This is a genomic window from Paraburkholderia aspalathi (assembly GCF_905220735.1).
Lineage (GTDB): Bacteria > Pseudomonadota > Gammaproteobacteria > Burkholderiales > Burkholderiaceae > Paraburkholderia > Paraburkholderia aspalathi.
Genome location: NZ_CAJNBA010000006.1, coordinates 19448 through 35022, shown reverse-complemented (window position 1 = coordinate 35022; position 15575 = coordinate 19448). Strand labels below are relative to the sequence as shown.

General features: G+C 63.9%; 16 protein-coding genes. 12 read left to right on the top strand and 4 right to left on the bottom strand.

Going from position 1 to position 15575, the window contains the following annotated elements:
* Window positions 1-46 precede the first annotated feature (46 nt).
* From KHO30_RS29425 to KHO30_RS29370, 12 genes are all read left to right on the top strand, one after another.
* Window positions 47-1012, top strand: a complete 966-nt coding sequence (locus KHO30_RS29425) for a CheR family methyltransferase (protein ID WP_211703216.1) — start codon at window positions 47-49, stop codon at window positions 1010-1012.
* Window positions 1009-1779 (top strand): chemoreceptor glutamine deamidase CheD, encoded by a 771-nt coding sequence (cheD, locus tag KHO30_RS29420; RefSeq protein ID WP_200653302.1) that lies wholly within the window; start codon window positions 1009-1011, stop codon window positions 1777-1779. The genes KHO30_RS29425 and cheD overlap by 4 nt, the downstream gene beginning before the upstream one ends.
* A 5-nt stretch (window positions 1780-1784) precedes the next feature.
* Window positions 1785-2873: a protein-glutamate methylesterase/protein-glutamine glutaminase gene (locus tag KHO30_RS29415; protein WP_167378470.1), complete on the top strand. Its 1089-nt coding sequence runs from the start codon at window positions 1785-1787 to the stop codon at window positions 2871-2873.
* 116 nt (window positions 2874-2989) lie between these two features.
* Complete coding sequence (cheY, locus tag KHO30_RS29410; RefSeq protein WP_093640812.1) at window positions 2990-3385, top strand: chemotaxis response regulator CheY; 396 nt, start codon at window positions 2990-2992, stop codon at window positions 3383-3385.
* Between the two features lies 1 nt (window position 3386).
* A complete protein-coding gene (gene cheZ / locus KHO30_RS29405) occupies window positions 3387-4097 on the top strand; it encodes a protein phosphatase CheZ (protein WP_054038491.1) in 711 nt (236 codons plus the stop codon).
* A gap of 287 nt (window positions 4098-4384) precedes the next feature.
* Window positions 4385-4930, top strand: a complete 546-nt coding sequence (locus KHO30_RS29400) for a DUF2844 domain-containing protein (protein WP_093640815.1) — start codon at window positions 4385-4387, stop codon at window positions 4928-4930.
* A gap of 15 nt (window positions 4931-4945) precedes the next feature.
* Window positions 4946-6235, top strand: a complete 1290-nt coding sequence (locus KHO30_RS29395) for a DUF3443 domain-containing protein (protein WP_211703071.1) — start codon at window positions 4946-4948, stop codon at window positions 6233-6235.
* Window positions 6236-6464: 229 nt separating this feature from the next.
* Window positions 6465-7676 (top strand): flagellar biosynthesis protein FlhB, encoded by a 1212-nt coding sequence (flhB, locus tag KHO30_RS29390; RefSeq protein WP_211703070.1) that lies wholly within the window; start codon window positions 6465-6467, stop codon window positions 7674-7676.
* Window positions 7673-9775 (top strand): flagellar biosynthesis protein FlhA, encoded by a 2103-nt coding sequence (flhA, locus tag KHO30_RS29385; protein WP_211703069.1) that lies wholly within the window; start codon window positions 7673-7675, stop codon window positions 9773-9775. Before flhB ends, flhA begins: the two co-directional genes overlap by 4 nt.
* Before the next feature lie 350 nt (window positions 9776-10125).
* Window positions 10126-12027 carry a flagellar biosynthesis GTPase FlhF gene (flhF, locus tag KHO30_RS29380; protein ID WP_211703068.1) on the top strand — a complete coding sequence of 634 codons (1902 nt, stop codon included), beginning with the start codon at window positions 10126-10128 and terminating at the stop codon, window positions 12025-12027.
* Window positions 12020-12889, top strand: a complete 870-nt coding sequence (locus KHO30_RS29375) for a nucleotide-binding protein (protein ID WP_093640829.1) — start codon at window positions 12020-12022, stop codon at window positions 12887-12889. Before flhF ends, KHO30_RS29375 begins: the two co-directional genes overlap by 8 nt.
* Window positions 12890-12917: 28 nt before the next feature.
* Window positions 12918-13652 carry an RNA polymerase sigma factor FliA gene (locus tag KHO30_RS29370; RefSeq protein WP_054038479.1) on the top strand — a complete coding sequence of 245 codons (735 nt, stop codon included), beginning with the start codon at window positions 12918-12920 and terminating at the stop codon, window positions 13650-13652.
* Window positions 13653-13709: 57 nt separating this feature from the next.
* On the opposite strand, the gene KHO30_RS29365 is transcribed toward KHO30_RS29370, so the two are convergent.
* From KHO30_RS29365 to flgM, 4 genes are all read right to left on the bottom strand, one after another.
* Complete coding sequence (locus KHO30_RS29365) at window positions 13710-14120, bottom strand: type II toxin-antitoxin system HicB family antitoxin (RefSeq protein WP_093640832.1); 411 nt, start codon at window positions 14118-14120, stop codon at window positions 13710-13712.
* Window positions 14117-14299 carry a type II toxin-antitoxin system HicA family toxin gene (locus tag KHO30_RS29360; protein ID WP_028198502.1) on the bottom strand — a complete coding sequence of 61 codons (183 nt, stop codon included), beginning with the start codon at window positions 14297-14299 and terminating at the stop codon, window positions 14117-14119. Before KHO30_RS29360 ends, KHO30_RS29365 begins: the two co-directional genes overlap by 4 nt.
* 307 nt (window positions 14300-14606) lie before the next feature.
* Complete coding sequence (locus KHO30_RS29355) at window positions 14607-15053, bottom strand: flagella synthesis protein FlgN (protein ID WP_211703067.1); 447 nt, start codon at window positions 15051-15053, stop codon at window positions 14607-14609.
* A gap of 94 nt (window positions 15054-15147) precedes the next feature.
* Window positions 15148-15501, bottom strand: coding sequence for a flagellar biosynthesis anti-sigma factor FlgM (gene flgM / locus KHO30_RS29350; RefSeq protein WP_093640838.1), 354 nt, complete (start codon window positions 15499-15501; stop codon window positions 15148-15150).
* Between the last annotated feature and the right edge of the window lie 74 nt (window positions 15502-15575).

Here is a 15575-nt window from a genome sequence, read left to right as displayed (position 1 = left end):
CGGTTGGCGAAAGGCGGGATGGCTCGTATTGCAGGCAGGGACTCTCATAATGGCAACGCGCGAACAGCAACCTCCGCAACCGGCGCGCCCCGCCCGGGCGGAACCGGCTAGAGCCGGCGAGCAAGGACGGGATTTCGAATTCACGTCGGCGGATTTCGCTCGCATTCGCGATCTGATTCATCGCAGCGCGGGCATTTCCCTGTCGGATCACAAGCGCGATATGGCGTACAGCCGTCTGGCGCGCCGCTTGCGTTCCCGTGGCCTCGAGACCTTCAAGCAGTACCTCGATCTGCTCGAAGCGGAAAACGATCCGGCCGAGTGGGAAGCGTTCACCAATGCGCTGACCACCAACCTGACCGCGTTCTTCCGCGAAGCTCATCATTTTCCGATCCTGGCCGAGTTCGTGCCGCGCCGCGCGCAGCCGGTTTCCGTGTGGTGCTCGGCGGCCTCGACCGGTGAGGAACCGTATTCGATCGCGATGACGCTGATCGAAGCGCTCGGCGACAGCGGTGCGCGTCAGGCCACCGTGCTCGCCACCGACATCGACACGCAGGTGCTGGCGAAAGCCGAAGCCGGCATGTATCAGTTCGACCAGGTGAAGCACCTGTCGCCCGAGCGGCTCAAGCGCTTCTTCCTGAAGGGCACCGGCGCGCACGCCGGCATGGTCAAGGTGCGCCCTGAAGTGCGCGCGATGGTGCGCTTCGAACAGCTGAATCTGACCGACCGCGATTACCAGTTGCGCTCGCAGTTCGACGCGATCTTCTGCCGCAACGTGATGATCTATTTCGACAAGCCGACGCAGGGGCAGGTGCTGGCGCGCTTCGAGCCGCTGATGAAATCGGGTGGTTTGCTGTTTGCCGGCCACTCGGAAAACTTCACCTATGTGACGCAGGCGTTCAAGCTGCGTGGTCAGACCGTCTATGAACTGACGCGCGATGCAGGCGCCGCACGCACGCCGGCACGCGCCACGAGCCATGCCGGCAGCGCAACGACGAGCGGGGTGACCGCATGAGCAGCAGCTTGCCGATCGCCTCCAATCTGTACTTCGACAACCACTTCCAGCGCCCCGGCGTGAAGCTGTTGCCGAACGAGTTTTACACCACGAGCGAAGACATGGTGCTCGTCACCGTGCTCGGTTCGTGTGTCGCGGCCTGCATTCAGGACCGCACGGCCGGCATTGGCGGCATGAATCACTTCATGCTGCCCGACGACGGCGCGGACGCCGGCCAGCCCGCATCGGATTCGATGCGCTATGGCGCGTACGCCATGGAAGTGCTGATCAACGAACTGATCAAGGCCGGCGGCCGGCGCGAACGCTTCGAAGCCAAGGTGTTCGGCGGCGGCGCGGTACTGGCCGGCATGACGACGATGAATATCGGCGATCGCAATTCGGAATTCGTGCGCCGCTATCTGGCGCTCGAAAAGATCCGCATCGTCGCAGAGGATTTGCAGGGCAACCATCCGCGCAAGGTCGCTTTCATGCCGCGCACCGGCCAGGTGATGGTCAAGAAGTTGCGCCTGCAGCAGGAAGCGGGCGTGGCGGAGCGCGAGCAGGCGCTCGTGCGGCAAAGCGCCGAAGCGCGTGCCGAGCGGCTCGCGGCGGCACGCAAACGGGTCGAGTTGTTCTCGACGCCGGCCGCCACGCGGCCCAGGATCGAACTGTTCGGCGCGGCAGGCGGCAGTGCGGGCGCGGGCGCAACGAAGCCGCGTATCGAACTGTTCGGCGCAAGCCCGCGCCCGATTAATTCAAACAACGCCAGAACTACAGAGGAGGCGTGAGCGCTGTGCAAAAGATCAAAGTACTGTGCGTCGACGATTCGGCGCTGATCCGCAGCCTGATGACGGAAATCATCAACGGCCAGCCGGACATGACTGTCGTGGCGACCGCACCTGACCCGCTGGTCGCGCGCGATCTCATCAAGCAGCACAACCCGGACGTGCTGACGCTCGACGTCGAAATGCCGCGCATGGACGGTCTCGATTTCCTCGAGAAGCTGATGCGTCTGCGGCCGATGCCGGTCGTGATGGTGTCGTCACTGACCGAGCGTGGCAATGAAATCACGCTGCGCGCGCTGGAACTGGGTGCAGTCGACTTCGTCACCAAGCCGAAGGTCGGCATTCGCGACGGCATGCTCGACTACTCGGAAAAGCTCGCCGACAAGATTCGCGCCGCGGCCCGCGCACGGGTGCGCCAGGCCGCGCCGGTGCAGCACGCGGCCACGCATGCCGCGCATGCGCCTGCTGCCGCCGCGCCGCTCTTCAACAATCCGCTGCTCAGTACCGAGAAGCTGATTATTGTCGGCGCGTCGACGGGCGGCACTGAAGCGATCCGCGAAGTGCTGGTTCCGCTGCCGCCGGATGCGCCTGCCGTGCTGATCGCGCAGCATATGCCGCCGGGTTTCACAAAATCTTTTGCACAACGCCTTAATGGTTTGTGCCGGATTACCGTTAAAGAGGCAGAGCACGGTGAACGCGTGCTGCCGGGACATGCGTATATCGCGCCCGGCCACGCTCACCTGTTGCTGGCTCGCAGCGGCGCGAACTATATTGCGCACCTGTCGGACGAACCGCCGGTGAACCGGCACCGTCCGTCGGTTGATGTGCTGTTCCGTTCGGCCGCGCAGCATGCAGGCAAGAATGCGGTAGGCGTGATCCTGACCGGAATGGGGCGCGATGGCGCCGCCGGACTACTGGACATGAAAAAAGCGGGGGCGTATACCCTTGCACAGGACGAAGCGAGCTGTATCGTATTCGGCATGCCGCGCGAAGCCATTGCGCTCGGCGCCGCGGACGAAATTGCTTCGCTGCCGGAAATGAGCCGACGTGTGATGGCGCGTCTGTCGTCAATGGGCGACCGCGTACAGCGGGTATGATGCGCGGGCCTGACGGCGAGCGCCAGGCATGGGCCGGAGTAAGTCACTCCGGTCAATACGCATCGGAATGAACTGGCGGTCATGCGCCGCATCATGGATCAAGCAAAGGGAATGAAATGGATAAGGGAATGAAGATTCTGGTGGTTGACGACTTTCCGACGATGCGCCGGATTGTTCGCAACCTGCTCAAGGAGCTCGGCTACTCGAACGTCGACGAAGCGGAAGACGGTCAGGCCGGCCTCGCGCGTTTGCGCAGCGGTGCGTATGACTTCGTGATTTCCGACTGGAACATGCCGAACCTCGACGGTCTGGCCATGCTCAAGGAAATCCGCGCCGACGCCCACCTGACGCATCTGCCGGTGCTGATGGTGACGGCCGAGTCGAAGAAGGAAAACATCATCGCGGCGGCTCAGGCCGGCGCGAGCGGTTATGTCGTCAAGCCGTTCACGGCCGCGACGCTCGACGAGAAGCTCAACAAGATTCTCGAGAAGATGGCGAAAGCCGGGAGCTGATGTGACTCTGCCGACCAACGCGCAAGGTGCCGAAGCGGCGGCCGAGAGCGGCGACCTCGCGTCTGACCGCATCCTCGCCCGTATCGGACAACTGACGCGCACGCTGCGTGACTCGATGCGTGAGCTCGGGATCGACAAGCATGTCGAGCGTGCGGCGGAAGCCGTGCCCGATGCTCGCGACCGTCTCAAGTACATTGCGAACATGACCGAGCAGGCCGCCGAGCGCGTGCTGTCATCGATCGACGTCGCCAAGCCGATCCAGGAACAACTGCAGAAAGACGCCGGCGAACTCGACGCGCGCTGGGAGCAGTGGTATGCGGCGCCGATCGAGCGCGAGGAAGTGCGCGCGCTGATGAACGACACGCGCACCTTTCTGCGCGGCGTGCCCGAGGCGACCACCGCGACCAATTCGCAGTTGATGGAGATCATGCTGGCGCAGGACTTCCAGGATCTGACCGGACAGGTCATCAAGAAGATCACGGATGTCGTGTACCTGATCGAGCAGCAGCTGCTCGGCGTGCTGGTCGAGAACATCGCGCTCGAGCGGCGCGAGCAGTTCGCAGCGAATGCGGCGGCGCTGGCGGCCGAGCCGTCGTCCACCGGCAGCCCCGAACATCTGCTGAACGGTCCGCAGATCAATCCGGAAGGCAAGACGGACGTGGTGCAAGACCAGTCGCAGGTCGACGATCTGCTAGCGAGCCTCGGCTTCTGACCTGCCGGCGCGCCTGCAAAGGCGCGAGGCAGGATCGTCGGACCGCCGGATCGGTTCAGGTGGCAGGCCACGCTCCGGCGTGCGCCTGCTGTCTGCCGACACAAACCACAGGCATACTACGGACTCAAGCAGCGGCATGGCATTCCGGTGAGAGACAGTCACCGGTCGGTGGCACCGTGAGGCATCCCTCCAGAGTGCGACCGCAGCGGTGCCGTATGATCTGCATACATGCGGCCGGTTCGCACGAGGTGCGAGCCGAGCAGCAGCAGCTCGGGAGGAGCCTTGTCATGTGGAGTCGCGTACGCCGCGCCGGGTTCGTTATGGCGCTTGCATTACCCTGTTCGTTGTCAGCCGTGCAGTCCGCGTATGCGGGCTTGGGCGGCACCCCGATGACACCGCCTACGGATGCGTCGGTTTCTTCCCGCACCGTGCAGCCCGGCACCAGTTCGGCAACGGCGGCCCAAAGCGTGATGCGTTCTGCATCAAACGCTGCTTCTTCCACCTCGGCTTCGGCGTCCTACACCGTGCGTGAAACCACGCTCGGCAACGGCACGGTGGTGCGCGAATACCTCGCCGCGGACGGTTCGGTCTTCGGCATCGCGTGGCATGGTCCGCAAATGCCGGATCTGAACGATCTGCTCGGCAGCTATTTCCCGCAGTACGTCGCCGGTGTAAAGGCCGTGCGCGCGGCGCGCGGAGGCGCTCGTGGCCCCGTTGCGGTCGATCAGAGCAACCTCGTGGTCCGCTCCGGCGGCCACATGGGCGGGTTCAACGGTCAGGCCTGGTTGCCGCCGGCGTTGCCGGCCGGCGTCAGCGGTTCCGACATCCAGTAAGGGCGAGGACGAACGATGCGAACCATGCAAAGTGCTGTGAAGCTCAGGGGCTGGGTGCAGGCCGTCGTGGCCGTGGCGTTGGTGTCGGTGATTGCCGCCTGCGGTGGCGGTGGTGGCGGCGACAGCGGTTCAAGTAACAATTCGTCGAGCGTGCTGAACGGCGGCTCGCTGCCGGCCAGCCCGACCCAGCAACCGATCGCCGCGACGGCGGCGAACACCGTGCCGATCACGGTCGCGCGCGGTGTGAGCGGCGTCATCAATATTCCGACGGTGAGCGTGACCGTATGCGCGCCAGGTTCATCGACCAACTGTCAGAAAATCGACAATATCCAGGTCGATACCGGTTCGTTCGGGCTGCGTCTGGTCAGTTCGGTGCTGAATAGTTCGTTGCTCAATGGTGGGTTGCCGATCAGTACCCTGAGCGGTGCGCAACTCGCCGAGTGCGCGACCTTCGCCGACGGCTTCACATGGGGCACCGTGCGCACCGCGATCGTACAGATTGGCGGCGAGACGACAACTACAGCGGGCATTCCGATTCAGATCATTGGTGATTCGGCGGCCGGCACAGCGCCCAGCGGCTGCGGCAGCGGCTCGGCGGAAAACACGGCCAGCGATCTCGGCGCCAACGGCATTCTCGGGATCGGCACGGCGCCCACCGATTGTGGCGCAACCTGTTCGACCCCGTCGACGGCCGCCAACTACAGCAATTATTTCACGTGTGGCACCTCCTGCACCCGTGCCACGGTGCCGCTCAACCAGCAGGTCGCCAATCCGGTCGCCAACTTCACGGCTGACAATAACGGCGTGATCGTGCAGATGCCACCGGTGTCGAACACGGGTGCATCGTCGGCTACCGGCACGCTGGTGTTCGGGATTAACACGCAGTCAAACAATGCGCTGGCGGCTACGCAGACGTTCACCACCGATACCTTCGGCAACATGAACAACAGCGTCTTTAACGGCACGACCGTGCAGGCGTTCTTCGATTCGGGGTCGAACGCGTACTTCTTCGCCGACAGCTCGCTCGCGCAGTGCGGCAGTAATTTCGCCGGGTTCTATTGCCCGTCGTCCGCGCAAACCCGGTCGATCACGCTGGGCGGCCTGAGCAGCACGAGAGCGAGCGCCAGCATCGGCATCCTGAGCGCGTCGACGCTGTTCAGCAACACCAGCAACTATGCGTTCAACGATCTGGCCGGGCAGATTGGCGGCAACAGCAGCTTCGATCTCGGTTTGCCGTTCTTTTATGGCCGCTACATGTACTACGGCTTCGCGACCAGCACTCAGGCGCCTTACGTCGGCTTCTAAGGCGCATGTCGTACGCATAAGAACCGGCTGGACACCCGCGCGAAACGCCGCGGGTGTCCGCTAGCCGCAGTTGCAACTGCACCCGCAGCCGGCGCTGCTTGCCGGCTGTTCCATCCCTCGAAATACCCCCCTTTCTCCGCCCTTATCCGCCGATCGTCGCTTGCGTCGAGCGGGAATAATCGCTCTCACTGGAAAGAGGCGCCGTGCCTCAGCCGACTGGAGAGCGTTTGTGGCAGAGGATAGCGACCTCGAAAAAACCGAATCAGCCACTCCCCGGCGCCTGCAGAAGGCGCGCGAGGAAGGGCAGATCGTGCGTTCGCGGGAGCTGTCGACGTTTGCGCTGCTGGCAGCGGGATTCTTCGGCGTTTGGGGCATGTCCGACAGCATCGGCGAGCATTTGCAGGGCATGCTGCGGGCGTCCTTCACGTTCGACCACGCCACCGTGTTCGAAACCCGCCGCATGCTGATCGGCGCGGGCGCCGCGGGCCGCGAGGGCCTGTATGCGCTGCTGCCGGTTCTGGCCTTCACCGGCGCTGCCGCCTTGCTCGCGCCGATGGCGCTGGGCGGCTGGCAGTTGTCTTCGAAAGGCCTCGAGCCCAAGTTCAACCGGCTCAACCCGATCGAAGGGCTCGGCAAAATATTCTCGATCAACGGACCGGTTCAGCTCGGCCTGTCGCTCGCGAAGACGCTGGTGGTGGGCTGCATCGGCGGCTCGGCGATCTGGAATCGCCGCGAGGAAATTCTCGCGCTGGCAACCCAGCCGCTGCATCTCGCGCTCGCCAACACCGTGCATCTGATCGCGGTGTGCTGCGGCATGACGGTCGCGGGCATGTTCGTCGTGGCCGCATTGGATGTGCCGTATCAACTCTGGCAGTTCCACAAGAAATTGCGCATGACGAAGGAAGAAGTGAAGCGCGAACACCGCGAAAGCGAAGGCGATCCGCACGTCAAAGGCCGGATTCGCCAGCAACAGCGCGCCATTGCCCGTCGCCGCATGATGACCCAGGTGCCCAAGGCCGACGTGGTGGTGACCAACCCGACGCACTTCGCCGTCGCGCTGCAGTACACCGACGGCGAGATGCGCGCGCCGAAGGTGGTCGCCAAGGGCGTGAACCTGGTGGCCGCGCGAATTCGCGAAATCGCCGCCGAAAACAACGTGCCGCTGCTGGAAGCGCCGCCGCTCGCACGTGCGCTGTATCACAACGTCGAACTGAACCGTGAGATTCCCGGCCCGCTGTATGGCGCGGTCGCCGAGGTGCTTGCGTGGGTGTATCAGTTGCGGCGTTTCAACACCGAAGGCGGCGTCGCGCCGGTCGCACCGACCGAGTTCGACGTGCCGGCGGACCTCGACAAGGGCGGCGTGCCGGACGATGAAGCCGAGCAGGAAGCCGCCGACGTACTTAACCCAGATAACGACGACGTTTCAGGAGCCTCCGCATGAACGCTCGCGCCGGATTCCTGTCCCGACGGCCGGATGCCTTGAGCGGCACCAATTTGCGCGCCCTCGCCGGGCCGGTGCTGATCTGCATGATCCTCGGCATGATGATTCTGCCGTTGCCGCCGTTTCTGCTGGATCTGCTGTTCACCTTCAATATCGCGCTCTCCGTGATGGTGCTGCTCGTCAGCATGTACACGATGAAGCCGCTCGACTTCGCTGCTTTCCCAAGCGTGCTGCTCTTCTCGACCTTGCTGCGCCTGTCGCTGAACGTGGCCTCCACCCGCGTTGTGCTGCTCGAAGGCCATACCGGCCCGGACGCGGCGGGCCAGGTGATCGAGTCGTTCGGCCACTTCCTCGTGGGCGGCAACTTCGCGGTCGGTATCGTCGTCTTCGTCATTTTGATGGTCATCAACTTCATGGTGATCACCAAGGGCGCGGGGCGGATCGCGGAAGTGTCCGCGCGCTTCACGCTCGACGCGATGCCTGGCAAGCAGATGGCGATCGACGCCGACCTGAACGCCGGCCTCATCAACGAAGATCAAGCCCGCAAGCGCCGTCTGGAAGTCTCTCAGGAAGCCGAGTTCTACGGTTCGATGGACGGCGCCAGCAAGTTCGTGCGCGGCGATGCGGTTGCCGGCCTGCTGATCATGGTGATCAACATCGTCGGCGGCCTGATCGTCGGGATGGTGCAGCACGGCATGGACTTCGCGTCGGCAGGCAAGACCTACACGCTGCTGACGATCGGTGACGGCCTTGTCGCACAGATCCCGTCGCTGGTGATTTCGACCGCGGCCGGTGTGATCGTCTCGCGCGTCGCGACCAACGAAGACATCGGTACGCAACTGACCGGGCAGCTTTTCACGAACCCGCGCGTACTGGTGATCACGGGCTGCATTCTGGTGTTGATGGGCCTGATTCCGGGCATGCCGCACTTCGCGTTTCTGGTTCTCGGCGGTGGCCTGATCCAGCTCGGCCGCACGATGAAAAAGCGCAGCGAAGCGCGCAAGAACACCGCAACGCTGGTCGATGTCGCACCGGCTACGCTCGCGCCGGTCGAGAATACCGAAGCCAGTTGGGACGACGTGACGATGATCGACACGCTCGGTCTCGAAGTCGGGTACCGGCTGATTCCGCTCGTCGACAAGAATTCGGACGGCGAACTGCTCAAACGGATCAAGAGCATCCGCAAGAAATTCGCGCAGGAAATCGGCTTCCTGCCGCCGGTGATCCATATCCGCGACAACCTCGAATTGCGGCCGAACGGCTACCGGATTGCGCTGAAGGGGGTCGAGGTGGGCGTCGGCGAAGCGTATCCGGGGCAGTGGCTGGCGATCAACCCGGGGCAGGTGTCCGCCGCGCTGCCGGGCACGCCGACGCAGGACCCGGCGTTCGGTCTGCCGGCCATCTGGATCGATACGAATCTGCGCGAACAGGCGCAGGTGTACGGCTACACGGTGGTCGATTCGAGCACGGTGGTGGCCACCCACCTGAATCACCTGGTGGTCACGCATGCGTCCGAACTGCTCGGTCGCCGCGAAGTGCAGGCGCTGCTGGAGCGCATGCAGAAGGACACGCCGTCGCTCGTCGACGATCTGGTACCGAAGTCGCTGCCGCTCACCACGCTGCAAAAGGTGCTGCAAAACCTGCTGGAAGAAGGCGTGCCGATCCGCGACCTGCGCACGATTCTCGAAGCCCTGTCCGAACACACGCCGAAGGTCACCGACGCGCACGATCTCACCGCCGCCGTGCGCCTCGCGCTGGGCCGTGCGATTACGCAGCAGTGGTTCCCGGGTGTAGGCGACATGCAGGTGATGGGCCTCGATTCGAATCTGGAGCGGGTGTTGTCGCAGGCGCTCTCCACAGGCGCCAATCCGGGCCTCGAACCGGGTCTCGCGCATACGCTGCTGAACGAAACGCAAAAGGCGATGACGCGTCAGCAGAACCTCGGGCTCTCGCCGGTGCTGCTGGTGCAGCATGCGTTGCGGCCGATGCTCGCGCGCTTCCTGCGCCGCAGCTTGCCGCAGTTGAAGGTGCTGTCTTATGCCGAAGTGCCGGATACGCGCAATATCAAGGTGGTGAATCTGATCGGGGCGCATGGCTAAACCCCGTGCGGCTAAGCCTGCCAGGTAGCCGCAGCCGTTCCAGACCGATGGTTTCCGCCGGCGCCCCTCGAGCGCCGGTTTTCATTTCCGCGCCTAACTTTTCGCCCTGCAGGCGACCGGCGGAGGTCATGCTGTGTCGGCGAAAGCGCCGCCGTACACCGCCGGAGAGCCTGTTTCAAACCGCCGCGCGTGTGAATTGAGGTGCGTTTCCATCGCCCGAATTGCCCGCCTTTAACGGTCTTTATCCATCGATCGTCACTCGACGGGTTTCGCAATAATGATCTCAATGGGAAGCGGTATGTTGCCAATCCGTTAGTCAGTAAGTCCGTATACCTCATCGGGGGTCCAGCTTGAACATTCGTAAATTTGTCGGTGCTACCAGTCGCGATGCTCTGCGTCTCGTGCGCGAAGCCTTGGGCCCGGATGCCGTCGTTTTGTCCAACCGCACGATGGAAGACGGCAGCGTCGAGATCGTCGCCCTGGCCGATAGCGACCTCGCCGCCATTACGCCGAAAGCGCCGCGCGGTAGCGCAGGCGCACCGCTGGCCACGCCGATAAATGCCATGGCCGGACAACAGCCCGCGCTCGCCGCACCGCGCGCCAATCCGATGATGCAGGCGAATCCGTATGCGAGCGGCATGCCCGATGTGTTCTCGTCGGTGTTCGGCGCAAGCCCGGAAGCGGGCGCTGAGAATGTGACGCCGAACGTCGTTAGCACCGTCGGCACTGCTTCAGGGGCAACTGCGAAGTCCGCCACCGTCCCCGCCGCGCCGAAGGCCACGCTGCCGAACGCGCCCAAAGCGGCGCTGGCCGCACCCGCTGCCGCGTCGCTGCCGCAAGCGGTCAACACCGAGCAACCGAGCGCCCGCGCCGCTGCAACGCGTCTCAGCGAAGACATCCGCGCCGATCTGCTCAAAGCCGCCGAAGCGCAAGCGCCGCGCACGATGGCCGAATCGAACCCCTGGCTGATCGACCACGCTCGCCGCATCGCCGCCGAACAGCAACCGCAGGGCGCGTACAGCGCGCGCCCCGCCGCGATGACACCCGCTGCTGCCATGGCCAAGGGCCTCGGCGCCGCAGTGGAAGCCGGCCAACAGGCCTCGAAACCCGCCGCGCAGCAAGTCACCGATACGCCCGAGTGGGCGCGTGAAGGCGCGCAACTCGCCGCGCGCCGCGCCGCTCAGAAAGTGGCCGCATCGATGCCTGCCACCGACGACGCCCGCTCGCCCGCTTCGGTCGCCGAAGCGATCAAGACGCGCATGGAGCAGGTCGTCAACGACACCGTGATGAGCGAGCTGTCGTCGATGCGCGGGATGATGGAAGAACACTTCGCCGGCCTCCTGTGGGGCGATCGTCAGCGCCGCAGCCCGGCGCGCGCCGCGCTCACCAAGCACCTGTTCGCCGCTGGCTTCTCCGCGCAGCTCGTGCAGATGATGGTCGACAACCTGCCCGACGACGTCGACAACATGGAAGGCGGCATGGAGTGGGTGCGTTCGGTGCTCGAATCGAACCTGCCGGTGATGGAAGACGAAGACGCGCTGATGGAGCGCGGCGGCGTGTTCGCGCTGATGGGCCCGACGGGCGTCGGCAAGACCACGACCACCGCCAAGCTCGCCGCGCGCTGCGTGATGCGCTTCGGCGCCAGCAAGGTGGCGCTCCTCACCACCGACAGCTACCGGATCGGCGGCCACGAACAACTGCGCATCTTCGGCAAGATTCTCGGCGTCTCGGTTCACGCGGTGAAAGACGGCGGCGATCTGCAACTCGCGCTCTCCGAATTGCGCAACAAACACATCGTGCTGATCGACACGATCGGCATGAGCCAGCGCGACCGCCTGGTCTCCGACCAGATCGCGATGCTTTGCCGCGCCGGTCAGCCGGTGCAGCGTCTCCTGCTGCTCAACGCAACGAGCCACGGCGATACGCTGAACGAAGTCGTGCAGGCCTATCAGCGCGCACCGGATCAACAGCCGCTCGCCGGCTGCATTCTGACCAAGCTCGACGAAGCCACCAATCTGGGCGGCGTGCTCGATACGGTGATCCGCTACAAGCTGCCGGTGCACTACGTGTCGACCGGTCAGAAGGTGCCGGAAAACCTGTACGTCGCAACGAAGAAATTCCTGATCAAGAGTACGTTCTGCATCCCGCGCGACAACTCCCCATTCGTGCCGCACGACGACGACATTCCGGCGTTGCTGTCCGCGCTGTCGGCGCGTTCGACGGCCGAACTGCACGAGGTTCGCTTTGGATAAGTTCATGTCGGATCAGGCAGAAGGACTGCGGCGGTTGTTGGCCCGTAGCGGCTCGCGCGTGATTGCGGTGACGGGCGGCTCGGCCAACGTCGGCTGTACGACGACGGTAGTGAACCTCGCCGCGGCGCTCGCGCAGCAAGGCAAGGACGTGCTGGTGATCGACGAGTGCCTCGGCGAGAAATCGGTGAGCGCGATGCTCGGCGGCGTGCGCGGCGCAGGCAATTTTGCGGCGGTGATGCGCGGCGAGATGACGCTCGACGATGCCGCCGCGCGCCACGCGCTGGGCTTCTCCGTGCTGGCCGCCTCGCGCAACAACCGCGAAGGCCGCACTGCCGCGCAATTCGACGTGCTGCTGCGCGGTTCCGCCGACATCGTGCTGATCGATGCGCAACTCGACGAGCACGGCCACCTGTCGCCGCTCGCGATGCAGGCGCACGACCTGATGATCGTAACAAGGGTGGCCGCGCAAGCGATCACCGAGGCGTACGCGTGCATGAAGCGTCTGCATTACGCGCACGCCACCGCGCAGTTTCGCGTGCTGGTGAACCACGTGCAGAGCGTGGAAGACGCGCACACCGCCTTTGTTAACCTGGCCGGCGTGGCGGGACGCTACCTGACGGTGGCGCTGGAAGACGCCGGTTGCATAGCCGCCGATGTGCGGATGGCGCGAGCCCTGGAGTTGTCGCGGTGTGTCGTCGATGCGTTCCCATCGACACCGGCCGCGCGCGACTTCCGGCACCTTGCCGCCGAATTGCAGTACTGGCCGATGCGGCCAGCGATGTCGTCGCAAGCGCCGTGGATGGCGCCTGCGACAGTTACAGCGGCGCAACACGCCGACCAACCGTCTGCGCAGCACGCCTGAGAGGCGGCACAAGGACAAGGGGAGCACGATGTATAACGCTCAGGGAAAGATTTCCCAAGCCGAAGTTCTGACGAAGTACGCGCCTCTCGTGCGTCGCCTCGGCTTGCAGCTCGTTGCCAAGATGCCGGCAAGCGTCGATCTCGACGACCTGATCCAGGCCGGCATGATCGGACTGCTGGACGCGGCGAGCCGCTACAAGGAAGACCAGGGCGCGCAGTTCGAGACTTACGCCAGCCAGCGGATTCGCGGCGCGATGCTCGACGAGTTGCGCAGCAACGACTGGCTGCCGCGCAGCTTGCGGCGCACGTCGCGCGAAGTCGAATCTGCCGTTCACAAGGTCGAACAGAATCTGGGCCGCTCGGCGAGCGAAACGGAGATCGCCGAGCATCTGCAAATGCCGCTCGACGAGTACCAGTCGATGCTCCAGGATCTGCACGGCAGCCAGCTGATCTACTACGAAGACTTCGACCGCTCCGCGGACGACGAACCGTTTCTCGACCGTTACTGCGTCGATCATTCGGACCCGCTGTCGGCGCTGCTGGACGACAGCCTGCGCTCGGCGCTGGTCGAGGCGATCGACCGCCTGCCGGAACGCGAGAAGCTGCTGATGTCGCTGTACTACGAGCGCGGTATGAACCTGCGCGAAATCGGCGCGGTGATGGAAGTCAGCGAATCGCGGGTGTGCCAGTTGCACAGCCAGGCCGTGGCGCGCTTGCGCACGCGCCTGCGCGAAATGGCCTGGGCGAACGCCGAGGCGACTTGAGCTGAGATGGATGGCTGGCCGGCGGTGCGCACAACGTCCGCCTGGTCTTTTCTCCTGTTACGCGTCTGCCATCTCATGCTCCGCGGCCAGCGCGAGAAACGCTGAACGCGACATGCCACGCGCCTGGGCGTAGGTGTCAATATCCTGGACCAGTGCCTCAGGCAGTGAGATGTTGATACGCACCGCCTTCTTCAACGCCGGAATATTCCGCGTTGTCACGAAACCCCACGTGAAACCTGAGTAGTCCGGATTACGCCGATGCTCGTCCAGCGTCAGCCGTTCGGGAATCGGCAACCCTTCGTCGAGCAGCGTATCCAGATGCGCCTCGATCGCCTCCTTCGCGTTCGCGTAGGCTTCTTCCAGCGAATCTCCCGCCGAATGACAACCCGGAATATCGGGAACGACCACGCCGAACGCTTGATGCGTGTCACCGGGTTCGATCGCGATCGGGAAAATCAGGTTCTTCATTTCAGGCCTGCCTGTTTCAAGATGCTGTTCAGTGTGCCGGGCGGAAGATCTTTCTTCGGATGCGGGATGGTCACGAGACCGGCTTTTACCGCGTGCCGGAAATGGTGGTGGCTGCCCGATATGCGGATCAGCCGCCAACCATCCGCTTGAATTACTTTGACGACCTCGGCACTGTTCATACTGCACTCCTCGAACTATACACACGATTACACAACCTCGCTAGTGGGTAACGTTCCGCCTGGTTCGTCGAAGGCAGCCTTGAAAGCTGCGCGTGACGGCGGATGGGCCCAGTGGGGGAAGCCGTGATTTCAACGTGGCGGAGGATTTCGCGCTACCTGGCCGGATGGCTAACGCGCATTGGAGGCGGGCTTGGGCGCCCTGTGCGGGAAGGGGAAAACAAAAAAGGGCTCGTCAAAGACGAGCCCTTTTGCTCAAAGCAATCTACTCAAGTGCGTCGGCGGGAAACGTACCGCTCCAACGAAATTTTCAGGCCGCGGGACGCGCGGGAATCCGGCCGTCCGGTCCGTAGAAACCGACCTTCTGCGGCACGGCCACCTGCAGCGCCGTCAGTGCGCGCTGGTTGTAGTCCATCCGCACGCGGATCAGTTCACCGTTACTCGTATTGAAGCGTCGCGCCCGCTCGGCGGCCTTTTGCAGCAGCGCCCATTGGTCGGCGAGCCGCGTATCCGCGCTGGCCGCGAGCTCCATGCCGGGCCAGCCGGCCGGAAGGCCCATTTCCGTAAGCAGCGTGTCACGGGTGGTCTCGAGCCTGGCGAGCAGGCCGATCAGTTCGGTTTTCTTCTCGACGATCGGCGGCAGGAGTTCCAGCGGCGACAAGGCAGTCAGCGCCTTGGTCTCGAGCGTCAGAATCGAGGCAAACGCCTCGACAGCCGAATATTCTTCGATGAGGGTGGCAAGCAGGGCGTCTTTCATCTCAACAACTCGCTGAACACGACGGCTCGCGCATGATTCACGAGCCGGGTTTGTCGAATGCCGCCCGGCAATTCACCGTACTTCGATGCGTCGATTAGTTGCCGGTCGACGAGGTTTTGCTTTGCAACAGTTCGCGCGCGGTATTCAGCACGCCGTCGGCGATCTTGCTGGAATCGATCTTCAGCGAGCCGTCCTTGATGGCTGCCTTGATCGACTCGACGTGCGCCGTGTCGATATCGGCCGAGCCGGACGCCGCGAGGCTGCGCAGATGCTGCGACAGACCCGACAGGCTGACGCTGGCGTCGCCCGAACCGCTGGTGGTGGGCTGCGAGGTCGTGCCCGCAGTCTGTGCGTTGCCGTTCGCGGTCGTCGCGTCGCTTTGCTGCGAGCGCGACAGGGCGTCTTTCAACGTCGGCAGATTCGAATTGGTTGTGGAATCGACTTTCACGATGGGCTTCCTGAACGATTTGATCTTGATAACGGCAAGCGCTGATCAAAACTTTAGCGCAATCGCTCCAGGTT